The 23,842-nt window shown below is 49.1% G+C and carries 19 protein-coding genes and 1 pseudogene; 13 read left to right on the forward strand and 7 right to left on the reverse strand.

What is annotated here, in order from left to right; genetic code table 11:
* Positions 1-48: 48 nt before the first annotated feature.
* Together FHS19_RS13905 and FHS19_RS13910 are read left to right on the forward strand one after the other, a co-directional pair.
* The gene (locus FHS19_RS13905; RefSeq protein WP_183582375.1) at positions 49-627 is read left to right on the forward strand and encodes a TetR/AcrR family transcriptional regulator; all 579 of its coding nucleotides are present in this window, start codon (positions 49-51) and stop codon (positions 625-627) included.
* A 13-nt stretch (positions 628-640) separates the two neighbouring features.
* Positions 641-883, forward strand: a pseudogene (locus tag FHS19_RS13910) (GNAT family N-acetyltransferase); the annotation flags it as partial.
* A 135-nt stretch (positions 884-1,018) separates the two neighbouring features.
* On the opposite strand, the gene FHS19_RS13915 reads toward FHS19_RS13910, so the two are convergent.
* Complete coding sequence (locus tag FHS19_RS13915) at positions 1,019-2,599, reverse strand: MFS transporter (RefSeq protein ID WP_183582377.1); 1,581 nt, start codon at positions 2,597-2,599, stop codon at positions 1,019-1,021.
* A 412-nt stretch (positions 2,600-3,011) separates the two neighbouring features.
* Here FHS19_RS13915 and FHS19_RS13920 point away from each other — a divergent pair, with 412 nt between their 5' ends.
* Entirely contained in the window at positions 3,012-3,998 is a 987-nt protein-coding gene (locus tag FHS19_RS13920) for a hypothetical protein (RefSeq protein WP_183582378.1), read from the forward strand.
* An 87-nt stretch (positions 3,999-4,085) separates the two neighbouring features.
* On the opposite strand, the gene FHS19_RS13925 is transcribed toward FHS19_RS13920, so the two are convergent.
* A complete protein-coding gene (locus tag FHS19_RS13925) occupies positions 4,086-5,261 on the reverse strand; it encodes a serine hydrolase domain-containing protein (protein WP_183582379.1) in 1,176 nt (391 codons plus the stop codon).
* Between the two features lie 199 nt (positions 5,262-5,460).
* Here FHS19_RS13925 and FHS19_RS13930 point away from each other — a divergent pair, with 199 nt between their 5' ends.
* A complete protein-coding gene (locus FHS19_RS13930) occupies positions 5,461-5,601 on the forward strand; it encodes a hypothetical protein (RefSeq protein WP_183582380.1) in 141 nt (46 codons plus the stop codon).
* 197 nt (positions 5,602-5,798) lie between these two features.
* On the opposite strand, the gene dgoD is transcribed toward FHS19_RS13930, so the two are convergent.
* Both dgoD and FHS19_RS13940 read right to left on the reverse strand, forming a co-directional pair.
* Positions 5,799-6,947 carry a galactonate dehydratase gene (gene dgoD, locus FHS19_RS13935; RefSeq protein ID WP_183582381.1) on the reverse strand — a complete coding sequence of 383 codons (1,149 nt, stop codon included), beginning with the start codon at positions 6,945-6,947 and terminating at the stop codon, positions 5,799-5,801.
* 225 nt (positions 6,948-7,172) lie between these two features.
* Entirely contained in the window at positions 7,173-8,072 is a 900-nt protein-coding gene (locus FHS19_RS13940) for a helix-turn-helix transcriptional regulator (RefSeq protein ID WP_183582382.1), read from the reverse strand.
* Positions 8,073-8,242: 170 nt separating this feature from the next.
* On the opposite strand from FHS19_RS13940, the gene FHS19_RS13945 reads away from it, so the two are divergent.
* Entirely contained in the window at positions 8,243-10,840 is a 2,598-nt protein-coding gene (locus tag FHS19_RS13945; protein WP_183582383.1) for a glycoside hydrolase family 38 N-terminal domain-containing protein, read from the forward strand.
* A 100-nt stretch (positions 10,841-10,940) separates the two neighbouring features.
* Here FHS19_RS13945 and nspC read toward each other — a convergent pair whose 3' ends face one another.
* Both nspC and FHS19_RS13955 read right to left on the reverse strand, forming a co-directional pair.
* A complete protein-coding gene (nspC, locus tag FHS19_RS13950; protein ID WP_183582961.1) occupies positions 10,941-12,068 on the reverse strand; it encodes a carboxynorspermidine decarboxylase in 1,128 nt (375 codons plus the stop codon).
* Between the two features lies 1 nt (position 12,069).
* Complete coding sequence (locus FHS19_RS13955) at positions 12,070-13,308, reverse strand: saccharopine dehydrogenase family protein (RefSeq protein WP_116230109.1); 1,239 nt, start codon at positions 13,306-13,308, stop codon at positions 12,070-12,072.
* Positions 13,309-13,984: 676 nt separating this feature from the next.
* On the opposite strand from FHS19_RS13955, the gene FHS19_RS13960 reads away from it, so the two are divergent.
* From FHS19_RS13960 to FHS19_RS13970, 3 genes are all read left to right on the forward strand, one after another.
* On the forward strand, positions 13,985-14,863 hold the full coding sequence (locus FHS19_RS13960; RefSeq protein ID WP_183582384.1) for a helix-turn-helix transcriptional regulator: 879 nt from the start codon (positions 13,985-13,987) through the stop codon (positions 14,861-14,863).
* 120 nt (positions 14,864-14,983) lie between these two features.
* Positions 14,984-15,805 (forward strand): sugar phosphate isomerase/epimerase family protein, encoded by an 822-nt coding sequence (locus FHS19_RS13965; protein ID WP_183582385.1) that lies wholly within the window; start codon positions 14,984-14,986, stop codon positions 15,803-15,805.
* Between the two features lie 30 nt (positions 15,806-15,835).
* A complete protein-coding gene (locus FHS19_RS13970; protein WP_183582386.1) occupies positions 15,836-17,017 on the forward strand; it encodes a Gfo/Idh/MocA family protein in 1,182 nt (393 codons plus the stop codon).
* 151 nt (positions 17,018-17,168) lie between these two features.
* On the opposite strand, the gene FHS19_RS13975 is transcribed toward FHS19_RS13970, so the two are convergent.
* Complete coding sequence (locus FHS19_RS13975; protein WP_183582387.1) at positions 17,169-18,296, reverse strand: ROK family transcriptional regulator; 1,128 nt, start codon at positions 18,294-18,296, stop codon at positions 17,169-17,171.
* Between the two features lie 393 nt (positions 18,297-18,689).
* Here FHS19_RS13975 and FHS19_RS13980 point away from each other — a divergent pair, with 393 nt between their 5' ends.
* The 5 genes from FHS19_RS13980 to FHS19_RS14000 all read left to right on the forward strand — a co-directional run bounded on the left by FHS19_RS13980 (position 18,690) and on the right by FHS19_RS14000 (position 23,783).
* Positions 18,690-19,622 carry an ABC transporter permease gene (locus tag FHS19_RS13980; protein WP_246426567.1) on the forward strand — a complete coding sequence of 311 codons (933 nt, stop codon included), beginning with the start codon at positions 18,690-18,692 and terminating at the stop codon, positions 19,620-19,622.
* A 16-nt stretch (positions 19,623-19,638) separates the two neighbouring features.
* The gene (locus FHS19_RS13985; RefSeq protein WP_183582388.1) at positions 19,639-20,520 is read left to right on the forward strand and encodes a carbohydrate ABC transporter permease; all 882 of its coding nucleotides are present in this window, start codon (positions 19,639-19,641) and stop codon (positions 20,518-20,520) included.
* A gap of 101 nt (positions 20,521-20,621) precedes the next feature.
* Positions 20,622-21,413: a sugar phosphate isomerase/epimerase family protein gene (locus FHS19_RS13990; RefSeq protein WP_183582389.1), complete on the forward strand. Its 792-nt coding sequence runs from the start codon at positions 20,622-20,624 to the stop codon at positions 21,411-21,413.
* 22 nt (positions 21,414-21,435) lie between these two features.
* On the forward strand, positions 21,436-22,566 hold the full coding sequence (locus tag FHS19_RS13995; protein WP_183582390.1) for a Gfo/Idh/MocA family protein: 1,131 nt from the start codon (positions 21,436-21,438) through the stop codon (positions 22,564-22,566).
* Entirely contained in the window at positions 22,566-23,783 is a 1,218-nt protein-coding gene (locus tag FHS19_RS14000; protein WP_183582391.1) for an MFS transporter, read from the forward strand. The genes FHS19_RS13995 and FHS19_RS14000 overlap by 1 nt, the downstream gene beginning before the upstream one ends.
* Positions 23,784-23,842: the final 59 nt, after the last annotated feature.

The following is a 23,842-nucleotide window of genomic DNA, read 5'->3' on the forward strand; positions in this document are numbered from 1 at the left end:
GCATAAGCAACACATTGGGAACATTGATGTTTACATAGGAGGCTTGATATGGTAAATCAGCAGGATCCGAGGGTATTGCGAACACGTCAGTTCATAAAGGAAGCATTCAGGGAGCTGTTGCAAAAGAAAGATTTTGATTCCATTACGATTAACGATATCGCACAGCGAGCAACGATAAACCGCGCGACGTTCTATGCGCATTATGAAGACAAATATGCTTTGCTGGATGAATTCACAGAACAGGCCTTTCGCGAGAGAATTTCTGATCAGGTGCTGAATGCACGCGAGTTTACGGAGGAGATCTGTGACGAGCTGATCGTGATGACTTACAACTACATTGTGGATTTTTATCGGATATGCAGAATGGATTCCAAACCGATTGCCACGCTCGTCGATGAAAAAATCAAGAAGATGCTGCAGCAAACCATTGAAAACATCTTACTGAAAGGAAATATTCATCCCGTGGAAGACCGCTATACGAAAATCATCTCTGCGATGACTGGCTCTGCAATCTATGGCGCTGCACATTCCTGGTTAACGGTGGGGGAGAAGGACCAGACCGATTTACTTGTGGAAATTGTACGTCCTTATGTCATGAACGGTCTGGGTCTGCCGAAAGTGCCTTAATACAATAAAAACAATGCGGATTTATATTCGCAGCCCATTTCAAAGAAAAGGGCTTGGCCAATATTTAATTCATAACGCGATGGAAATCGCCAAAATTCACAACAAAACGAGGGTGTGGCTCGGAGTCTGGGAAAAGAACGAGAACGCCCTTCATTTTTACAAAAAATTAGGTTTCGTTCCAACCGGTTCGCACCCTTTTTATATGGGTGACGAAGAACAAACGGATTTTATTATGGTTAAAACGCTGGCTATATAAATTGAGCTATAGTTTTGCTTTGAACTTCCTGTTATAACCGCCCAAAACGGCGGCCAATATCATTGATTTTTTATCCTCCCACACGTATGCAATAACCTTGGCCTAATGGCCAAGGCTATTCTAGATCATTATTCATTAGAGCAGGGAATGCTCTGTTTCTGGAATACGTTCTGCTTGGTCCGGCTGCTTTTCCCCAATCGGCCGCAAGTGACGGAACTGGATTGCGACCAAAACGATGATACCAAGCATGATGACTCCACTTGCTGCTGCAATAGCGTGAAACCCGCTCATAAAAGCTTGGCTAGCCCTATCGACGAGCGATGTACCGGCTTCCGCAGCGAGACTTTTCGCTGTCTCGATCGCCCCGGTCAAACTGTCGCGGGAGAGTTGTGCGGAGGATTCCGGGAGGTGCGCAGGGATCGAGCTTGTCACCTGGCTGCGGTATACGACCGTGCCGATGCTGCCCAAAACGGCAATACCCAGCGCGAACGCAAATTCTCCGCTAGTTTGCAGCAAGGCGGCTGCCGATCCTGCCTTGGCCGGCGAGACCGAGCCGATCACCAGATCACTGGACAGGCTGGGTAATGGAGCAGCACCCAAGTTGAACAGCATATACCCGATGACAAGATAAGGAAGTCCGGATTCACTGCCCACCTGGGTGAGGAATAGACACCCAGTCGCGGAGATCAATAGTCCTCCACTGATCAGGTGAGCCGGACGAACCAGGCGTGCGGCAAGCGGCGACAGTAACATCCCGGTCATGGAGGCAACAGCTCCGGGGAGCATAAATAATCCTGCTTCCAGCGGCGGCAACTCCTTTACAAACTGCAGATACTGCCCGATATAGAGCATCGTTGCTCCCGTAAATGTAACGCCGAACATGCCTCCCAGCGCAGAGCTGAACCCCCGGTTCGCAAATAGACGCAGATCCAGTAATGGGTTAGTCAACCTCTTCTGCCTCGCAACAAAAACCGCGCCAAAGGCGGCACCGGCGATGACAAGCAGTATGGGTATCGTTTGCAGTCCATGCTTGGCTATTTGTTTAAGTCCGTAGATTACCGGCAAAATAGCAAGCAGCGACAACAAAACACTTGTTAAATCAAGCGGGCCGGTTTGGGGATGACGATATTCCGGCAGCAGAGCCGGTCCGGTGAGGACTAAGATCAGCATGATTGGCAAGGAAAGCAGGAATACCGAGCCCCACCAAAAGTGGGTTAACAGCATACCGCCAAAGACCGGCCCAAGGGCCATGCCGCCCATGGAGCACATCATCCATATGCCAATGGCGAGAGAGCGCTGCTTGGGATTGCGGAACATGCTGCTGATTAAAGCTAAGGTAGATGGCGCGACCGTTGCCCCGGCGATTCCGAGCAGCGCACGCGCTGCAATCAGAGTCCAGGCGTTTGGAGCAAAGGCGGCTAATAAGGAAGCTGCCGCAAAAGATATTCCGCCGATCATCAGCAGCTTCCTGCGGCCGATCTGGTCCCCCAGCGAGCCCATCGTGATTAGAAATCCGGAGAGCATAAACCCGTAGATGTCGATAATCCATAATTGCTGAGCGCTGTCTGCGCCAAGGTCGGCGCTGATATGCGGCAGCGCGAGAATCATCACAGAGAGATCAATCGAGACCAGCAGGGCGGGCAGAGCCAGTACGGCAAGTCCGATCCATTCCTTTAGACCGGCTGTCAGCTCATTGCTGTACGATGCGCTTCTCATGTTAATCCAGCTCCTCGCCCATGCATACTTAATAAATGATGTGCTGTGTTGATGTTGTTCCGTTTCATCATCTTCGATCTCCTTTTTTATCTTTTTGCCGGCAATTGAATCTTAGGACATGACGCCGCGTAAGGTTCAAGGGGAAATTTCATCTGACAGCCGGCAATGAGACGGATCCGAGATATCGTTCATGTTACGGGCATCACTACATACGGGGGACAGAAGGATTAGGCCCTAGACCAACCTAATTTAGGTCTATAATGACTTGATTAAGTAGGGATTCAGGTTAAACTACAATAGAACGAACCATTCCTTGCCGTTATCGTAATTCCAATCATGTGGAGGTTGGCAGTTAAGAAACTTATTCCTTTCATATTTAGACAGCATAAAAAATGTATGGAGGTGTCCATGTATGGAGAGTAGGTTTACTGAAAGGATGGAGGCGATGATCCAGACCTGGAGAGGCAGTAGGCGTTATACCTTATTTATCGCTATTCTGCTCTGTGCATCCATGTTGATGCCCGTTGCAGCCAGTGCAGCATATTACAACACGTATTCCACTGTCACCACGCTGGGCAATGCCAATGATTGTTACGCTGCTCAGGGATTTGCCGTGGGATCAACCTACGTCTATTCTGTAAAAGTCAACAGCGACAACAATAAGGCGGTCATTTATCGCACCAAAATGAGTGACGGTACCACAACGCTCATGACCAACGGGGATAACGGATCGACTTACGCCACCTATCTCGGTCATGCCAACGATGTCGTTCTCAGCTCCAACGACGGCAATTATTATATGTTTGTCGTTACCATGAACGCGGGCAGCATGAGTCTCGTGAAACTGAAATATGTAGGAACGACTTACTACAAAGTAGGTAATTACACCATTAAATACGATGGTGCAGACAAGGCCATGTCAGGTGTGAAAATTACGAGCAAAGACGCGAGCAATATAAACTTTTTATTTAAATCCGGACGAACTTTGTACAGAGGTTCGCTGCCGCTAAACGCAACCAGTGGAACGATCAATGTAACGAATAGCTTCTCTTTGAATATTGAAGATGCCAAGGTCAACGGCAGCACGATATCCAATATAACTTCGTATGCTTTCCAAGGCTTCGGTTATTATAACAACACCATATATGTTCCAATGACATATAAAAACGTCAGCATTGTGCTCGTTTATCGTAATGTTTCTTCAGCTTCGGGTACCATCCAAGCAGATCCTAATCTGTCGTTCCGTGTGACGTCTTCAGCATTTCCTGATCTGTTTGAGATCGAGGGGGTCGGAGTGGCGAACGGAGATAAACTATGGTTCAGCACGAACCGAAGAACCGAATCAGGCGATACGGCTCATGACGGCGTGCACTATTTTAATGATTTCAGCGCTTTCTGAAAGGAACTGAACTTATAACTATTCTTCGTATAACCAAAAGAACCGCACGCGGAGCACTCCTCCCGTGCGGTTCTTTTGGTTTGTCCATTACAAGGTGCTGAACACGATATTACGCAGCTTGCGCGTAATCGCCATCGTGCCGGCATCTTTTTTCTGGATCATAAACAGGATCGTCAGTCCGTCCCGTGGGCTGTTGCTGAAGTGAGCCCCAAGCCAGCCGTCCCAGCCGTATTCGCCCGAGCTGCCGATAAATCCGGCTTTTCCGGGGTCGGTCATGATGCGCATTTGGTTGCCGTAGCTGTGGCCGCGCATTGTATGCCACGTATCGAAGCCTTTTTGCTGCCACTCGGTTAAAGCCGCCGAGGTCATATATTGAACCGTTCTGGGCTTTAACAGTTGAACTCCGTTGAAGCTGCCTTGATTCATCAGCATCGTCGTGAACTTGGCAGCATCGTCAATCGTGGATGAAAGGCCGGCTCCACCGGACTCGAATGCCGGATCACGGTCCATCTGATGAGCGATGCCAAGGTGACTGTGCGTATACAGCTTTAAGCCGCCTTCGCCATCTTCCTGATAAGTTTTTACAAGGCGGTCCCTTTTTTCTTCAGGCAGCCAGAATCCGGTATCCTTCATGCCCAGCGGCTCGAATATTTCCTTTTTCAAAAATTGCCCGTACCGCATGCCGCTCACCGCTTCTACAACTGCGCCAAGAACGTCGGCAGACGTTCCGTACTGCCAGTACGAGCCCGGCTCGAACGATAGCGGGATCTGTCCCAGGCGGTTCGCGAACTCCAGTGTGCTCATGGGGTGTTCACCGTTTAACCGGCTGCCGAGCTCCTGGAACAATGCATCCGTTTGCTGTCCGCCTTGGTTGGTTCCACCGTATACCAATCCGGAGGTCATGTTCAGTAAATCGTGAATGGTGACTTCCCGGCCGGCCGGAACCAGTTCGCCGTTTTTCTCAACCCGTTGGTCTTTGAAACCGGTGATGTAACGGCTCACAGGATCGAACAAATCGATAGCCCCACGTTCCAACAGGATCATGATGGAGGTGGAAGTCACCGGCTTCGTCATTGAATATAACCGAAAAATCGAATCCCTTGTCATAAGACGTCCCGACTCGAGGTCAGCTAATCCGTCTTCATGGTAAAAAACTTCGTTCCCGTCCTTGAGCACCATGAAGTTCGCGCCGGCGATCTCCTGGTTGGCAATACTTGCTCTCAGCGTATTTTTCAATAGGTTCGTGATGTTTGGCTCCAGCATGCTTCTTATGACTCCTTCTCGAATAAGTTCACTGCACCGGTTGCGGATTTAAACAATGCGCTATTGAAAATATTAAGCGCTTTTGGAGCGGTTGTATAGTGCCGAAAGCATCCGTCTAAAATAGTGATCAAAGAGAAATAATACCCCCAGGGTATGAAAACAAGGTCAGGCGCTCATGTTATGGATGGAGGTGAGCGTCATGACTGGAAGAAACAACAAGCCGAAAAACGACGGCCCTGCATCTTCGCCAGAACGGCTGGATCAATTCGGAGAGAAACTGGCTGAAACCGGGGGAAATAAACCGATGAACCCAGGGAAGAAGAATGGAAAGAACCGCTGATTGAAGCAGCACCGTAAAAAAACGGCTACCGTTAACCGGAGCCGTTTTTTTTCTTTAAGAGATCAGAAAGTATAAGTTTCAGAGCTTCTGCTTCCTGATCTCGCAAGAAAACCCTCCTTTAGACGCGGTCTGTCTTCTTTGAAGGTACGTCGATATACGTTTTTCTTATGCATCTAGATTCGCTAAATCGTGCATAACTACCATTCGGCTACGCTTCCGTCCTTGTGGCGCCATAACGGATTTTGCCATTGATGGCCGATTTTCGCCATTTCGCGCACCTTGTCTTCATTGATCTCGATCCCTAATCCCGGACCGTTCGGAATGTTAACGTAACCGTTTTCATAATGGAAAACAGTAGGATCCATCAAATAATCAAGCAGATCATTTCCTTGATTGTAGTGGATGCCTAAGCTCTGCTCCTGGATGAAGGCATTGTGGGCGGTGGCATCGACCTGTAAGCAGGCGGCCAGTGCAATCGGACCCAGCGGACAATGCGGGGCAGCCGCGATATCGTAGGCTTCCGCCATGCTGATGATTTTCTTGCATTCCGTGATGCCGCCGGCGTGGGATAAATCAGGCTGAATAATGTCCACGTATCCGCCGGATAGCAGATGCTTGAAATCCCATCTTGAGAACATCCGCTCTCCCGTCGCAATAGGAGTGGAGGTTAACGATGCGATCTCTTTTAATGCCTCGTTATTTTCCGGTAACACAGGTTCCTCTAAAAACATGGGTCGAAACACTTCAAGCTCTTTGGCCAGTACTTTTGCCATTGGTTTATGTACACGGCCGTGAAAATCGATGCCGATTCCGATGCTGTTACCAACGGCGGTTCGAATCGCCGCTACGTTTTCCAGCACTTTCTCAACCTTGTCAAAGGTGTCGATGTATTGTAACTCTTCGGTTGCATTCATTTTTACCGCTTGAAAACCTTTTTTGACACATTCCAACGCCATTTGTGCCGTTTCACTCGGGCGATCCCCGCCAATCCAAGAATACACTTTCATCGAGTCTCGGCAAGCGCCGCCGATCAACTGATAGACAGGTGCATTGTAAAACTTTCCTTTAATATCCCAAAGGGCCTGGTCTATGCCAGCAATCGCACTCATCAGGATCGGGCCGCCTCGGTAAAATCCAGCACGGTACATCACATTCCAATGATCTTCAATCCGTAAAGGGTCCTTACCGATTAAATAAGTCATTAACTCCTCGACCGCCGTTTTTACCGTTGCCGCTTTCCCTTCAATAACAGGCTCTCCCCAACCTGCAATGCCCTCATCCGTTTCGACTTTTAAAAATAACCAGCGTGGGGGAACTAGGAATAATTCGTAACCTGTGATTTTCATTCTTAACCCACCTTATTCATATTTTTATGAGCCGCAGAAACGCTTTGCTTTTCTTGATCAGATCATCTCACCTCGCATTATGTCTTTCCTGTATGGGCCTCAACTTACTTTTTACGCTGCGATGAACTTCGTTGTATAAAAAGAGTATACTAAAAAGTCCGCAAAAGCGGTCTTTTTTTAATCTAACAATTTGAAAAAAAGGGAGTGGTACGATGATTCGTCTGACTAGGGTGCAAAAACTTCCGCCTGCTTAAAGCCCTCGCTGATATGTGCTGCACGGTACTCTTTTGGCGGAGTTCCCGTTAACTGCTTGAATAGCTTAGAGAAATAATGAACCGACGAGAAGCCGTATTTCTCGGAAATTTCCGTGATACTTAGATGGGAGAACCGCAGATCATCCTTGGCGCGGTTAACCCGGAAATGATTCATATATTGTATCGGGGATAGGCCGGTAGCCTGATGAAATTTTTCAAAAAAATAGCCCCGGCTGATGTGGAGTTCCCGAATATACACCTCCAGCGGCTTGACGTTACCGGTCATCAAATCATGATCCAGCCGTTCTAAAAGATGAAGCATTCGTGGATCGGGGATATGGTGCTCCTGAAGGGCGAAGGTGAGAAAGTACTCCATGAACTGCTGGAAATGGGACTGAATCTTCAGCCCGCGATAATATGTTCGCTCGTTTGTGTATTCATTGTTTATAAAAAAAGTCTCAAACCCATCCATCCAAATTTGCAGCTTACCCACCGTCATCAATTCGGGAATCGGCACAGGAAATGATGGCCCAATTAACGATGGCTGTAATTGAGAGGTGTCGAAACAAATCATGTTCGGTGTCAAAAAGGCTTCTCGGCGATCGATGAGCCTCCAATCGAAATAACAGCAATAATGAACCATCGGCTCTTCCAGATCTGCATACCAGTCATGAAGCAGGCCAGGCGGCATATAAACAAGCGAACCGGGAACGACCGGGTGGTCTGCTCCCCGAAAGCGAATCATGCCCTTGCCTTCGCTGATCAGATAAAGCGATGAAGCGTAGCAAATACGCGATAGGCTGTTCTGGCCTTTGGAAAATGGATATACGCAGGCATGGTAGACGTAAGGATGAAGATTGGCAAAATCCATTACAGACGATCTCCTTTTCTCCGTAAATAGGCATGACGATTGTATAAAAGATATACGTTTCTGTAAATACGCAGCCCAAAGAACTTGATACAATTTTTAAAAGATTCCATCATTTTAGACCTAAAGATGAAGGTTGACGAATGCATAAAAGTCATAGGAGCGTGACAGGAATGGCAAAAATCAAAGAAATATTGTGTTTGCACCATAGTCACCTGGATATTGGCTACACGCACCCCCAGCCGTTGCTGCTGGAGCTGCAGAAAGACTATATTGATGAAGCAATCAAGCTGTGTCTTCAATCGGAACATGAGCCCGAGGATTCAAAATTCCGTTGGACCTGCGAGGCCACCTATCCGGTAATGCAATGGCTGGAGACAGCCGCTTCCGATCAAATTTCCGATTTCCTCAGATTGCTGCAAAATGGACAGATCAGTATCGCTGCACTTCCCATGCATACGACGCCGCTTGTACATACGGATCAGCTTGTACGAATGCTTAAGCCGGTTCGCGAGCTGAGAGAGCGATTTGGCATTTCCATCAAAACGGCGATAAATCATGATGTCAACGGGCAGCCATGGCCGCTCAGCCAGGTTTTGCTCGATGCGGGAATCGAATTTTATATCACAGGGATTAACGTGCATTTCGGGGGGATACCGCTGCCTCGACCGGCCGTATTTAACTGGAGAACCCCTGACAACCGGCAGCTGCTGACGTTCCTGGGCGAGCATTATTCTCTGTTCAGCCAATTTTTCCACACGAGTCAGGATGATACCCAGCTGATGGCGCAAGGGATTAGGGAATATATCGATCGTCTGGAGGGAGAGGGCTATCCATACGAATTCGTATACTTAACGGCGACCAATCCGCCGCTTTACGACAATAACTGCCCGGATCCGAACCTGCTGTCGCTTATCCGCAGATATAATGCAGAAGGACATGACCAGAAGGTGATTTTCGCGACTCCGGAAATGCTCCTTGAACGGGTTCGCCGGATGCCGGAGGAACAAATCCAGTCTCATTCGGGCGATTGGACGGACTACTGGAATTTCGGTGCGGGAAGTTCAGCAAAAGAAACCAAGATCGTTCGCCATACGAAGCAAAGCTTGAAGAAGGCTGATTTTCTTGAAGCGATCCAAGGAGCACCAAACCTGCAATATACGAAAGCGAAAACCGAGGCATTGGAGCAGGCGATGCTATATGATGAGCACACATGGGGTTCTTGGGGCTCAGTCAACCTCCCTGACCATCCGCTTTCGATTTCGATGCAGCAGCACAAGAGGGGGACGGCGTACAAATCGGCAGACCTGTCTGCCTATGTGTATGCCAAACAAATGGAAGCGATTGCAGGGAACCCCTTACAATCCCATGAGCCAGGCGGCGTGATGCTGGTCAACACATCAAGTGAGACGCAGCATGCGGAGGTCAAAGTGCCTGAATACTACCTCGGCAGCGGCCGTCATTTAGCCGCTTCGCGCGTGATGGACTTCTTGCCGTACACACAGGAGGTTCAGAGCTATAAATCGTATGGAACGGTAGAGATGGCGCCATTTTCGTGGAAGAAGATCCCGTTTGCACAGTTAGAAGCTCGGCAGGCCCCCTCGTCAACCAGCATTTCGGTCACGGATGGCTTGATCGAAACGCCATTTTACCGCATGGCATACAACCCGGTTACCGGACGAATCATACAGTTATTCGATAAGACTCACCATTGGCCAATGCTCGACGAAAATAGTCCATGGACGTTATTCGAGTTTGTACAGGAGACGATTGACGGGCGTCACAACCCTGAGCATCGAAGCACCTTGTTCCCGCGTGATGTTGACAAAGGGAATCGCAGCATTTCCGTCTGGAATCATGAATGGAAATCAAAGCGTGCCGGCGCCAACCGGATGCAAGCTTATTCAGTCGAACAGGCCAATGATTCGGTTACATTCGTCATGCAGCTTGAGGCGCCGGGCGTTTCCCGCCTGGAACAACGGATTACTCTTTCTGCCATCCATCCCCGGATCCGCCTTTCTGCGTCCATGAATAAAGAGGATATCAGAACGCCCGAGTCCATCTATTTTGCCTTCCCGCTGTGGATGGATCAAGGCTGGCGCGCCCATTATGATACAGCCGGTTTGCTGGTCGAACTTGATCGGGAACAGCTTGGCAACGCTTGCCGGGATTGGGTGACCGTCGACCAAACGGTATCCATCTATGATCAGCAGAAGGGGGTCACCTTAGCTTGTCCCGATGCGCCGCTCGTTCAAATCGGCGATTTTCATTTCGGCCAAGAGAGTAAGCAGATCGACCGTCAGGAAAATCCGCTGCTGCTTGCATGGGCTATGAACAATTATTGGGACACCAACTTCTGGGCCAGTCAACCTGGTAATATCGTGTTACATTATGAATTAAGTCCGTTTGGACAGTTTGATCCTGTTGAGGCGTATCGTGCGGGCATTGCTGCAGCGGATCCTATAGCCATTAACGCGGCGGTGATGTGTGAGAGGGAGGAAGAAGGGCAGTGGTTTAGCCAGTCAATCGGGACGGTCGTCCTGCAATACGTGAAACCGGCTATGGATGGAGATGGATTGATTCTGACTCTGCGAAACGCCGGACCCGAGCCGTCCGAGTATACCTTTAGTGTAATGGATAAAGAAGTTGAGGCAGCCTGCTTGGTCAATCCGCTGGAGGAAGTGGTTCGATCGGTTCCTATCAGTGGGAAGGACGTACAATTGATGATGCAGCCAGGGGAATTAGCTTTTTTGAAGGTTATTCTTAAGTAAGACAGTAGTAAGGCATGAAGGTATATCATCCTCAAACAAAAAAGACACTTAAACCAAAAAGCCTTAACCCTTGTTTCAGGGTTAAGGCTTTGCTTATTCATCAAGCGAGTCTCATTTTGAAATCCTGATAGCCGAACTCGCGCACGATACGGCAGTTGCCGTCTTTCTCCTGCACGGCGATGGCCGGCAGCGGCATGCCGTTGAAGGTATTCGTTTTGACCATGGAATAGATCGCCATGTCTTCGAATACCAGTCTGTCGCCGCTCTTAAGTGGCTGATCGAAGGAATAGTCTCCAATGACGTCGCCAGTAAGGCAGGTCGGACCGCCGAGCCGATAGGTGTACGGCTTCTCACCGGCTTCGCCCGAACCGATCAGCGGTGGACGGTAAGGCATTTCCAGCACATCCGGCATATGACAGGTGGCCGAGGTGTCTACGATCGCGATCTCGATGCCGTTACGATGGATATCCAGCACGGAGGTGACCATATAGCCCGCATTCAGTGCGATGGCTTCTCCGGGTTCGAGGTAGACTTCCAAGCCGTATTTATTTTGCATTCGTGTAATACAAGCCTCAAGTCTCGGAATATCGTAGTCGTCTCTCGTGATATGGTGGCCGCCGCCAAAATTGATCCATTCCATTTGCGGCAGCCATGTTCCAAATTTCTCCTCAACCGCATTCAGCGTGGTTTCCAGATCGTCCGAGTTCTGTTGGCACAGGGTGTGGAAATGCAGTCCCGTAACGCCTTCAAGCAGTTCCGGCTGAAAATCCTCCCGCTTCACGCCGAACCTTGATCCTGGGGAACAAGGATCGTAGATTTCATGTCCCACTTGCGTCGAACATTCCGGATTGATACGAAGGCCGATTTTTCTGCCGGCTGCAAGAGCTTTATCCTTATACTTTTCCAGCTGGGAGAAGGAGTTGAAAATGATATGGTCGCAAATGGAAACAATTTCGTCGATCTCATCTTCACGGTAAGCAGGGGCAAAGACATGATTTTCTTTGCCCATTTCCTCATGGCCCAGCCGTGCCTCGAATAAACCGCTGGCGGTCGTACCGCTTAAGTATTTTCCAATGAGCGGGTACATCTTGGTCATGGAAAAAGCCTTTTGCGCGAGCACGATCTTGGCTCCCGTACGCTGCATGACACCGTTCAATATGTTCAGGTTTTTCTCAATGAGTTCTTCACTGACTACAAAACAGGGTGTAGGTAACTCCTCGAACCGCATCTTAACGAACAAGCTCCGGCTCTCTTGCTTCTTCAGGCAGGGCATCAACCAGTACCGGATTAAAGTCTTCTACCCATGGGAGTCCCCACTTGTTCAGCTCTTCCATGAATGGATCCGGATCGAACTCTTCCACATTGTACACGCCCGGTTTGTTCCATTTGCCGGTGAGGACCATCGCTGCGCCGATCATGGCAGGAACGCCGGTTGTATAGGAGATGGCTTGGGAGCCCACTTCTTTATAGCACTCTTGGTGGTCGCAAACGTTGTAAACATAGTACGTTTTGTCTTGGCCGTCTTTTTTCCCTTTGAAGATACAGCCGATATTGGTCTTGCCCACCGTACGAGGTCCGAGGGAAGCCGGGTCCGGAAGCACAGCTTTAAGGAATTGAAGCGGAATGATTTGTTTTCCTTCGAATTCGATCGGTTCGATGGAGGTCATTCCTACGTTTTCAAGCGCCTTCAGGTGCATCAGGTAGCTTTGGCCGAACGTCATGAAGAAGCGGATGCGCTTCAGTCCAGGGATGTTCTGCGCAAGGGATTCAAGCTCTTCATGGTACAGCAGATACATATCCTTTTGGCCGACTTCAGCGAAGTTATACTCGCGTTTGATTTCCATCGGTTTCGTTTCGATCCATTCCCCGTTTTCCCAATAGCGGCCGTTGGCGGAAACTTCACGGATGTTGATCTCAGGGTTGAAGTTGGTGGCGAAAGGATAGCCGTGATCTCCGCCGTTGCAATCCAGAATATCGATGTATTCAATTTCGTCGAAATAGTGCTTCAGCGCATATGCCGAGAATACGCCGGTGACGCCTGGGTCGAATCCGCTGCCGAGCAGAGCTGTGATTCCTGCTTTTTCGAAGCGTTCACGGTACTCCCACTGCCATTTATATTCAAATTTCGCCGTATCTTCCGGCTCATAGTTTGCCGTATCCATGTAGTGTGTTTTGGTTGCCAGGCAGGCATCCATGATCGTCAAATCCTGGTAAGGAAGGGCCAGGTTCATAACGATATCCGGCTTCACTTCGTTGATCAGAGCGATCAGCTCATCCACGTTGTTGGCATCGACCTGTGCGGTCGTAATTTTGGTTTTGCCGCCATCAAGTTTTGCTTTCAGTTCATCGCATTTGGACTTGGTACGGCTGGCAATGCAGATTTCTTCGAAGACATCGCTGTTTTGAACGCATTTATGAACTGCTACAGATGCTACGCCACCGGCGCCGATGATTAGTGCTTTTCCCATTTTTCAATCAATCTCCTCATCCAATTCAATTTTTTCTGTAAAAACGGCAACAAAAAAAGCAAGTTAAACACGCCTTATGCGCATCACACTTGCTTGATATAGTCAAATAATAAGAAATTCCAATAAGCATGACCGGACAAACCCCTAGTGTGCTTATCAGTCAGCCATAAAACGCAACGTTTCATGGAAGGGCTCTTAATATTCAAATATACTTTGTTAGGATCAGAGTCTATATAGCAAATAATTACTTTTACCACTCTTATTGACCGTTTCACAAGTTGTGTGCGTCAGCACTGGTTATAAAGTTACCAACTTATAAAATTTGAGCTTTTAACTCAATCAATAAGGCAACGAAAGTTGCCAGTCGGCATTTGACCCGGCTGTCCGTATGGCCTTAACTTCCGAGAGGAAGTGGTCAAAGTTTATCTGCTTGGAAAGATCCTAATATATCCGAATATTTCGCTTTCCAAAATTTACGCTTCTCCATAATAGCAGGATAGGCATTATTGAGCAAGAGGAAATTTAAAACAAATCAGATCGTTTTCAGCTGGACAAGCTCTGAACGATGTGTATGAGTGTTTATCCTGAGCAAATCAGAACCATCTCTTACGCTTAATAAGTGTTATTATGGTGGTGCCAATGCAAAATTTATAAGGTGTACAGATGGAGAAATCCTGTGGCATCAAATGACGTTCCTTGGATCGGAGGCAGCGATGTGGAGCCGGCTTATCTGCTGAAATACGAGTATTTAAAAAGCGTTCCGGTAACGGCAGGAAATTTTCAATCCCATGATCACTATGAAATCTTTTATTTCCACGAGGGCAAAGGACATTATTTGATCGGCGACAGAATTCATGTTCTCAAACCAGGTACGCTCATCGTGATGCATGGTTTGACTCTGCATATGCCTAAGAGCTTTGAAGGGCATCCCTATGTGCGGACGCTTCTGAATTTTGATCCCGGATACTTCCGCGCTGCAACTGAACATGTATTCTCGATCAATCCCCTGCAGCCTTTCGAAAGACTTCGGAACTACAAAGTTCAGCTCAGCATCGAGGAGCAGAATGAATTCGAAGAAATGCTGCGTAAATTGGACCGCTTGTATTCCGCGCCGGATGCCGTCTCCCATGAGCGGTTTCGGGTCTTATGTCTGGACGTGCTTTTTTTCATATGCCAAGTGCTGATGAAGCCGGTGAAAGAAGAAGCCGGTTTCCCGTCCGAAAAAGAGCAGCACGTTCAGAACGCGTTGTCCTATATCGAACAACATTATATGACCGATGTTCGTCTCGATCAGTTGCAAGAGAAGCTGCATATCAACAAGTATTATTTGGTGCGCATTTTTCAAGAAATTACAGGGATGACGATATTTCATTACATTTACAAAAGACGGATCAACCAGGCCAAAATCCTGTTTTTGCTCGACCCTGAGAAATCGGTGACGGATATTTGTTACGAAACGGGCTTTAAAAATCATTCCCATTTCAGCAAGGTGTTCAAGCAGTGGGAGGGCAAAACACCGACGCAGTACAGACGCTTAATAAAGAGTCAATTTTAGAACATTTAGGATACCAACCTGGTCAACTGGAAAGTACCTTCAGCTTCTCGCCGCCTGCTAAACTATTCCATATCGACAGGTAATCCTGATCGCCGCGAATTTAAGGAGAGGTGATGCACAATGCTGGTACTGACCGGATTTGCCGATGAAATCTCCGATCGTTTGGAGGAACAGCTCGACGTGCTCGTATCCGAAGGCATTTCGTATTTGGAGCTCCGGAGCGTGTATGGTAAAAATGTATTGGAATTGACCGATGATGAATTGGTCCGATTGAAATCTGCATTGTATAAAAAAGGCGTTCGTGTGTCGTCCATTGGCTCGCCGATAGGCAAATACCCGATTCAGGACCCTTTTACCCCTGAGCTTGAGAAATTAAAGCGTGCATCGGATATCGCCAAACAATTGGATGCCCGCTATATCCGTGTATTTTCTTATTACATCCCCGAAAATGAAGAGCCGGAGAATTACCGAGGCGAAGTGCTCTCCCGGATGAAGATGCTGACCGGAAAAGCTGAGGAGGAACATCTTACACTGCTGATGGAAAATGAAAGCGGTGTATACGGAGATACCGTTGAACGCTGCTTGAACATTCTGCAGCATTGCGACTCTCCATGCCTGAGACTTGCCTTTGATCCTGGCAATTTTGTCATGAACCGAGTTATGCCGATGAGAGAGGCATACCCGCAGCTGTCGACTTACCTCGAATATGTACATATCAAGGATGCGGACCAACAGTCGCGCATGTTTGTCCCGGCAGGAGAAGGAGACGGCGAGTTTCCAGCGTTTGTGAAAGCACTGAAGGAGAGAAGCTTTTCCGGATTTTTATCCATCGAGCCCCATCTGCACCGTGCATTCCCGGAACAAGAAGGACCCGAGCGGTTTAAAATTGCGGCACAAGCCTTAAAAAGGCTGCTGTTAAAGGAAGGCCTGGCCTGGTCGTAATCGAATACACAAACGAGAGGGGAAATACGCATGAGCGTGCAGAAGGTGAAGCTCGGATTGATCGGTTTGGGAAACATCGGAAGGACTCATATCCATAATATAAAGTCGATGGAGCAAGTTGAGTTGGTTGGCGTGTGTGATGTGATCCAAGAGCGGGCGGACAGGTTTGCTGCCGAATGCGGCACAAAGGCCTATTACAGCCATTTGGAGCTGTTCGAGCAATCCGGGCTTGAGGCCGTCATTATAGCGGTACCGCATTACAGCCATCCGGCTATTGCGAACGATGCGTTCGAGCGCGGAATCCATGTGCTCTGCGAGAAACCTTTGGCCGTTCACGTCAATGACGCCAAGCTCACCATCGATGCTTATACCGAGGCCAAGAAGAAGTTTCCGGATCTGGTGTTCGGCATGATGTTCCAGGAACGGACGCTTCCCTATTACAAAAAAATCAAGGAAATGGTTGGCAGCGGTGAACTAGGGCAGCTAACGAGAGCCACTTGGATCAATACCGCCTGGTTCCGGTCACAGTCTTATTATGACAGCGGTGATTGGCGGGCGACCTGGGCGGGGGAGGGAGGCGGCATCCTGACCAATCAATGCCCGCACAATCTCGATTTCTATCAATGGGTTTTCGGAATTCCGGCAAGAATCAGCGGTCATGCTCATATCGGCAAGTATCACCATATTGAAGTGGAAGACGAAGTCACCGCCTATTTCGAACATGATAACGGCATGATCGGGCATTTTATCGTGACGACTGCCGAGTCACCGGGCGTGAATCGTCTGGAGATCGTTGGGGAGAACGGAAAACTTCTCTACGAAAACAATAAGCTTCGGATCTACCGCAATCGCATATCCATGCTGAAGCATCTGCGCGAAACGCAGGACGGGTTCGGGAACGTGGAGTGGGAGGAGGAGGAAATCGAAGTCAATACAAATGTGGCAACAGGGCATAAGGTGGTCACAGAAAAATTCATCCAAAAAATAAGCACAGGGGAGGGCGAGCTGATTGCGGAAGGAACGGAAGGGATCCGGTCGGTTACCATCGCCAACGGAATCATGCTCTCATCGTTCTCCAAGCAAATGGTAGCCGTTCCATTTGACGCGGATCAATACGAGGAGCTGCTTCGGGAGCTCATCTCGACCTCCAAGTTTCAAAAGTCCGTGTCCAAAGATTTGGATACGGATATGACGCAGTCATTTTCCCAATAAGCAAACCTTTTGCAGGGCGAACCTGATACGCGTTATAAGCAGCTGCAGTCGGCGGGGCAGAGTTCATGATAGATCCATCGACAAATATATGTTCATGTCCGGTAGCGCTGGGCATGAACATATATTGCTGTAAAGGAGCGCCAGCATAAAGTTATTGTACCGTTTTCTTCTTGAAGATTTCATGCAGTCCAAGCATCGCCGCCCCCAAGGCAGACCCGTACTTTTTCCAGTGGAATACGACGATCGGTGTGTCCCCATAGGGGGAGTGATCGGCTTCGTGAATCGCATCTACGAGACGGTTGAAAAATGCGGAATTGTCGGTAATCCAGCCGCCCAGGATCATTTTTTGCGGGTTGAGCATTTCCAGCATTTTTCCGCAATAATCGGCAATATCACGGATAATGAGCTCCCCTTGGTCACTGAAAGGCTGCACGCCGGCGAGAACCAGGTCCATAAAGGCTTGAACCGTTGCTTCCGGCGACATGGATCCGAACTCTTCCGGATGGTTCCTGCGAAGTCTCTCCGCAAGGATGGGCGTGCAATACGGAGAGAGGTGAGTGGTTCGTCCGGCCGCTCCGCTGGAGCCGTGATAAATCTCCCCGTTCAGGACAAGCCCAGCTCCTGTACCTTGACCGATCAACAGAAAAATAATGGTATGATCATTTTTGGCGGCTCCGCTAAATCGTTCGGCAAATCCGGCGGCGTCCAAATCATTCGTCAGCAGTACCGGAATCGAGAGTTCTTGCTCCAACACTTGACGCATAGGGAACTGTTCCAGCTGCAAATATTTAGATGAAATGACGATGCTTTGCGTCTCATCGAGTCTCCCTGGCAGGGAGATGCCGATGCGTCTGATGAGCTCGTGGGGAATCCGCTGCTCATGGATGAATTGCTGCAGCTGTTTAACCAGCGAAGTTCGAATTTGGTCCTGGCCGCGCACCGATTCCAGGCTTTGGCTGGCAACCAGCTGACCGTTTAAGTCGAGCAGCACGCCATGCGCCGGCGAACTCGAAATATCGACGCCAATGACATACCCGCCGTCAGCGCGAATATTCAGCAGGGTCATTTTTCGCCCGACCCCTTTACCGGCCATACCGGTCTCGTGCACGAGCTGTTCACGGATGAGCTCCTCGATCAACACGGATACGGTCGTCGGGCTCAGCTTAGTTTTGCGCGATAATTCGACACGGGATATCGGTCCATGCTCAAAAATCATATGCAGCAGTGTCGAAACGTTGATCTCCCGCAGCATTTGCTGGTTTCCTACTTTATTCGTCATCGCATTCTCCTACTTTCGGAAGTTATGATTGGCCGAGTCCTCGTCGGGACAGGCGTGCTGATCCCTGGCGGTTGGGCTGAAAGAGGCATAGGAACGGGAGTGTAGCCTATTCTTGTGTCAATGCGATTATAGAAAATGCCCATGGTGCTGTCAACGAGTCCCAGTCAAAGCAGGGCGGCGGAAGGAATAGAAAATAAATTAAAAATACACATTGACAGGGCCGTAAAAGCGTCCCTATAATGATCACAAACGTGCCCCTAAGGGACCAGAATTTTTTTCGTTAATTAATTTGTCCGGTGGAAAAATTAATCGAAAAGGGAGATGATGGAGTTCGATCTTTGAGGAATCCCGCTAGGCATGCAGCAGTCATTTATTCCGAGGAGGGGAATTACTATGACATCCTGGTTGGACCGAGCAGCACTCAAAAAGGCCAAAAAATATAAAATCCTGTACCTGATGATTCTCCCCGGCATCGTCTACTTGCTCATCAACAACTACATTCCCATGTTTGGCATCGTCATCGCCTTTAAGGAAATCGACTTCTCCAAAGGGGTCTTCGGCGGGGATTGGATTGGTCTTCGAAACTTCGAGTATCTCTTCAAGACGTCCGAGGCCTACATCATCACCCGGAATACCATCCTCTACAACGTTGTATTCATCATCCTCAATCTTGTCTTCGCCGTTGCGCTGGCCATTTTGCTGGCTGAAGTCAAACATCGTTTTTTAAAGCGCTTTTACCAAAGTGCAATTCTGCTGCCCTATCTCATCTCTACGGTCATTGTCGGTTACCTGGTTTTTTCATTATTGAGCATGGAAACGGGCTTCATGAACAAATCGGTCCTGCCTCTTCTCGGCCTGGATCCCGTCATGTGGTATACGGAACCGAAATATTGGCCGGTCATCCTCACCATCGTCAAGCTGTGGCACAGCATCGGCTATTTGTGCATCATTTACTTTGCCGCCATTGTCGGCATCGACCAAGAGTATTACGAAGCCGCCACATTGGATGGGGCAGGGAAGTTCAAGCAAATTTTTCACATCACCCTGCCGTCTCTTACTCCCGTCATCACCATCATGACCCTGATGCAGATCGGGCGGATATTCTACGCAGACTTCGGTCTGTTCTACCAAGTGACGCTTGACTCCGGGCCGCTGCTTCCAACAACCAATGTGCTGGATACATACGTATATCGGGCGCTGCTCAAAAGCGGGGACATCGGAATGGCTTCCGCCGCAGGTTTCTACCAATCCGTGATTGGCTTCGCGCTGATCCTCATTTCCAATTTTGTTGTAAAGAAGATCAACCCCGACAACTCATTGTTCTAATAAGGAGGCGGAGTCCTTGAGAAGAACACGGATTGAACAAGTCATCATCCATTTTATTTTTTGGTTGATTGTCGCGTTTTGCCTGGTTCCGTTTCTGCTGCTGATCCTGGCCTCGTTCACCGATGAGGATGCGATCATCCGGGAAGGTTACTCGTTTTTTCCTAGTGAATGGAGTCTGGATAGCTATCTGTTCATTTTTCAAAAATCGGGGGAGATCCTTAATTCTTATGGCATTTCCATCGCTGTGACTATTTTAGGGACACTGGCCAGTCTGGTCCTGATGACATTGCTCGCTTATCCGCTATCGAAGAGGGATTTACCGCTGCGCAATTTCTTATCATTTATCGTCTTCTTCACGATGCTCTTCAACGGGGGACTTGTTCCGACCTATTTAATTTACTCGAATGTTTTCCATATCACCAATACCCTGCTTGCGCTGATCGTTCCGGGGCTTCTGGTCAGTGCCTTCTATGTAATTTTGCTGCGGACGTTTTTTACCGTATCGGTTCCGGAAGCGGTACTCGAGTCGGCGAACATGGATGGAGCGGGTGAATTTCGAATATTTGTGCAGATGGCACTGCCGCTGTCTCTTCCCGTGCTGGCAACGGTCGGATTATTTCAGGTGATTAACTACTGGAACGATTGGTTTAACGGACTCATTTACATTTCGGACTCCAGGCTGTACAGCATACAGGTGCTTCTGAATACCATTTTGCTGAACGTACAATATTTGCTTGATAACGTAGACTATTCTTCAAGGGTGGACGGCAGTTCCATCCCGACCCAGGGCGTCCGCCTGGCTATTGCCGTCATCGGCGCGCTGCCGATTGTGTTAACGTATCCGTTCTTTCAGAGATTTTTCGTTAAAGGGCTGACCGTCGGGGCGGTCAAAGGATGATGTCCCTGCAGCATGTTAAGGAGGTGATGAATGAAGGGCTGCCAGAGGTTGCAGGGCGTGGTAATAAATAAACAAGAAACCAAATCAGGGAGGCTAATCCATTGAAAATCAGTATTGGCGGTTTTTCTTTCTTCAATATGATCCGGGAAGGGAAGATGGATACGTTCGGATACCTGGAATCTTCCAAGTACAGATACCATCTCGATACCGTTGATTTGTGGAACGGAACCTTTGAAGGGGTTAAGGACGACATTTTTTCCTTGCCTGATGAAGCTTACATTCAACGTCTGGCCGAAGCGATACGGGAGAAAGAAATGACGGTTATCAACATCGCGGTGGATGGGGCGCATTTATGGGATGAGGATCGCGACAAGCGCAACAGGCTTTATGAAAACGCTGTCGCCTATCTATCCATTGCGGAGAAGCTTGGCGCGCGGACCATTCGCATCGATGCTGGAGATCAAAGCTCGGCGCCCGGGTCGGAAGAGCAGTTCGAATATGTTGTGAACAAGTTTGAAGCGTTGAGCCGGAGAGCGGCTGACCTTGGACTCATCGTCGGACCTGAAAATCATATGGGAACCTCCAAAGATCCAAAGTACTTAAAAAGAGTGGCCGAGGCGGTCAATCACCCGAACTTTGGCATATTGCTCCATATGGGCCGCTGGGATACGGATGAAGACATTGGCGACACGTTGGTGGCGCCGTGGGTTTATCATACGCATTTTGACGGCAAAACGACAGGATCACCAAAGGGCGAACAAATGGTGAAGGCACTGATGGATGCCGGATATGACGGATACTGGGGCATCGAGTACAACGCGCCGGACAATCAATACGCAGAGATGGAATGGGCGATCGCTTCCGTGAAGCGGATGTTGAGCCGTTTAAATTAAAAAAACCGAAGGGATGATCCAAATGGGAAGAACCGTCCGCATTGGCTTAATTGGAGCAGGTTTGATCGGCAAAGCTCACCTGAGAAATTACGCGAATATGGAGGATGTGCAGATCGTGTCCATTTGCGACATTAATGAACAGGAAGCCCTCAAGGTCGCGCATGAGTTCCAGATTCCTCACGTATATACCGATTTCAGAGAAATGCTGAAGCGCGACGACATCGAAGCCGTTGATGTCTGCCTGCACAACAATTTGCATGCCCCCGTGACGATTGCCGCTTTTGAGGCAGGCAAGGACGTATACTGCGAGAAACCGATCGCCGGGACTTACCGGGACGGAGTGTCCATGCTCGAAGCGTCAGAAGATTACGGCAAGAAACTGCATATTCAGCTGGGCACCTTGTATCGAAAAGAAACCAAGGCTGCAAAAGCGCTGATCGACGGGGGCATGCTCGGCAAGCTGTATCATGCCAGGGCTACCGGCCATCGTCGGAGAGGACGCCCTTACATCGACGGATACGGCACACCGGCTTTTCTGAACAAACAAATCGCTGCCGGCGGAGCCCTGATTGACATGGGGGTCTACCATATCGCGCAAATGCTGTACCTGCTTGGCACACCGAAAGTGGAGCGGATTTCGGGCAAAGGCTACCGGGAAATGGATGTGGATGCCGGGCGTTCCGGGCAGGCGGTTTTTGACGTGGAGGAGCTGGGGCTGGGTTTCATTAAATTCGAAGGCGGCGCTACGCTCGATATTATTGAAGCGTGGAGCATTCACCTTGGAAGCATCGAAGGCTGCTCTGTGGTTGGGGATAAAGGGGGCATCAAGCTGCCGGCCTATTCAGATCAGCAAATTTTGGCTCCGTTCAGTTTTCACACGACGATTTGCGATATGGACGTTAACGGCAGCGTCAACCTGGATGAGATGGACGGCCGCTGGAATCATTTGAAGCCGAATTATGACGCATACCAATCCTCACAGCATCACTGGGTCGCCGCGCTGCAGGGAAGAGTGGAGCTGCTTCCAACGGCTCACATCGCTTCGCAGACGATGCTGATTAGCGAAGGCATTTATTTATCCGACCGGCTTGGGCGGGAAGTAAGTAGCGACGAGATCATCGAACAATCCCTGTCGAAAGCGATCCAGCTCTAATGCTGCCCTTAAAGAAGAGGGAGGTCCATCCGGCGGCCGGCCATTCCTCCGGTTCGTTGTCGGCACTGAAACGTTTCAACTTTTTCCTGTATGGCACGATTGCGATTTTGACTTCATTCTTTCCCTTGTATTTTCAAAACATTGGACTCAGCAAAGTGGAAATAGGCATGGTGATGGCCGGTGGACCCTTCATTTCCATCTTCGCCAATCCATTCTGGGGTTATTGGAGCGACCGGCTGCAGAATGTGAAACGCATTCTCATTTTTCTTCTGACCGGGAATTTGCTATCGACGATCGTGGTGTTTCAGCTACGTGAATATGCCATCATTTTCGCCTTCATGCTGATCTTCTTTTTCTTCAACAGTCCCACGTTCTCACAGAGCAACAGTCTGATTCTGAATGCCATTGAGAACACGAACTACAAGTTTGGCGCATTTCGCCTATGGGGATCGCTGGGATGGGCGATCATCGCCGCGTTGGCCGGTCCGGTTCTCAGCTGGATGGGGCTGGTGAATCTTTGGATGTTGTACGGGATCATGATGCTGATCTCACTCGCATTTACCATTGGATTACCTCAGGGCAGAGTGACTTCCAAGCCGAAGACCGAAAGACAAAGCTATTGGAAAGTCATGCTGTCGAGCAAGCTGTTCTTTGTATTCGTTATCCTGGGCATCCTCATTTCGGTTCCCAACTCGATCAACCAAACGTTCGTCACGCTGTACATTTCCAACCTGGGAGGCTCCAACGAATTGATCGGCTGGTCGGTGTTTCTGTCGGCAATCTTTGAAATTCCAGTGTTTCTGCTGTTTGACCGATTCCTGAAAAAGTCGGCAAGGATGATGCTGGGAGGGCTTGTCATCGTAAGTTTCCTGTTCGTCATCCGCTGGTTGTTGATGTCGGTTGCCGGCGGCCCGCTCCAGGTCATCTTTATCCAAGTGCTGCACTGTATTACGTTCGGTGGCTACTATTATATCGGAACCAGTCTGACCGCACTTTTAATACCCGCTGAGTACAGAGCGACCGGGCAGGCCATTTATGCCCTAACGTGGGGTGGCATTTCCGGCATTATCGCAGGTCTGTTCGGCGGCTGGATGTTCGATTATTTGGGTCCCCAAACGATGTATTCGATTTGCGCGATCATATCTGTGGCAGGGGTCGTCGGTTTTACGTTCATGTGGATGAAATACCGCAAGCAGTCCGAGTTGGCGGCATCATGAAGATCGGGATCGGACGAATGCCGCTGTACAGCGGCATTCGTTACCCTTTCTGCTGCACT

The sequence above is a fragment of the Paenibacillus rhizosphaerae genome (genome assembly GCF_014192015.1).
Lineage (GTDB): Bacteria > Bacillota > Bacilli > Paenibacillales > Paenibacillaceae > Paenibacillus_AQ > Paenibacillus_AQ rhizosphaerae.

Excerpts from the sequence above, each read along its gene's own strand:
- FHS19_RS13905 (WP_183582375.1), top strand. The coding sequence starts at position 49 with ATGGTAAATCAGCAGGATCCGAGGGTATTGCGAACACGTCAGTTCATA.
- FHS19_RS13915 (WP_183582377.1), bottom strand. The coding sequence starts at position 2,599 with ATGAGAAGCGCATCGTACAGCAATGAGCTGACAGCCGGTCTAAAGGAA.
- FHS19_RS13920 (WP_183582378.1), top strand. The coding sequence starts at position 3,012 with ATGGAGAGTAGGTTTACTGAAAGGATGGAGGCGATGATCCAGACCTGG.
- FHS19_RS13925 (WP_183582379.1), bottom strand. The coding sequence starts at position 5,261 with ATGCTGGAGCCAAACATCACGAACCTATTGAAAAATACGCTGAGAGCA.
- FHS19_RS13930 (WP_183582380.1), top strand. The coding sequence starts at position 5,461 with ATGACTGGAAGAAACAACAAGCCGAAAAACGACGGCCCTGCATCTTCG.
- dgoD (WP_183582381.1), bottom strand. The coding sequence starts at position 6,947 with ATGAAAATCACAGGTTACGAATTATTCCTAGTTCCCCCACGCTGGTTA.
- FHS19_RS13940 (WP_183582382.1), bottom strand. The coding sequence starts at position 8,072 with ATGGATTTTGCCAATCTTCATCCTTACGTCTACCATGCCTGCGTATAT.
- FHS19_RS13945 (WP_183582383.1), top strand. The coding sequence starts at position 8,243 with ATGGCAAAAATCAAAGAAATATTGTGTTTGCACCATAGTCACCTGGAT.
- nspC (WP_183582961.1), bottom strand. The coding sequence starts at position 12,068 with ATGCGGTTCGAGGAGTTACCTACACCCTGTTTTGTAGTCAGTGAAGAA.
- FHS19_RS13955 (WP_116230109.1), bottom strand. The coding sequence starts at position 13,308 with ATGGGAAAAGCACTAATCATCGGCGCCGGTGGCGTAGCATCTGTAGCA.
- FHS19_RS13965 (WP_183582385.1), top strand. The coding sequence starts at position 14,984 with ATGCTGGTACTGACCGGATTTGCCGATGAAATCTCCGATCGTTTGGAG.
- FHS19_RS13970 (WP_183582386.1), top strand. The coding sequence starts at position 15,836 with ATGAGCGTGCAGAAGGTGAAGCTCGGATTGATCGGTTTGGGAAACATC.
- FHS19_RS13975 (WP_183582387.1), bottom strand. The coding sequence starts at position 18,296 with ATGACGAATAAAGTAGGAAACCAGCAAATGCTGCGGGAGATCAACGTT.
- FHS19_RS13980 (WP_246426567.1), top strand. The coding sequence starts at position 18,690 with ATGACATCCTGGTTGGACCGAGCAGCACTCAAAAAGGCCAAAAAATAT.
- FHS19_RS13995 (WP_183582390.1), top strand. The coding sequence starts at position 21,436 with ATGGGAAGAACCGTCCGCATTGGCTTAATTGGAGCAGGTTTGATCGGC.
- FHS19_RS14000 (WP_183582391.1), top strand. The coding sequence starts at position 22,566 with ATGCTGCCCTTAAAGAAGAGGGAGGTCCATCCGGCGGCCGGCCATTCC.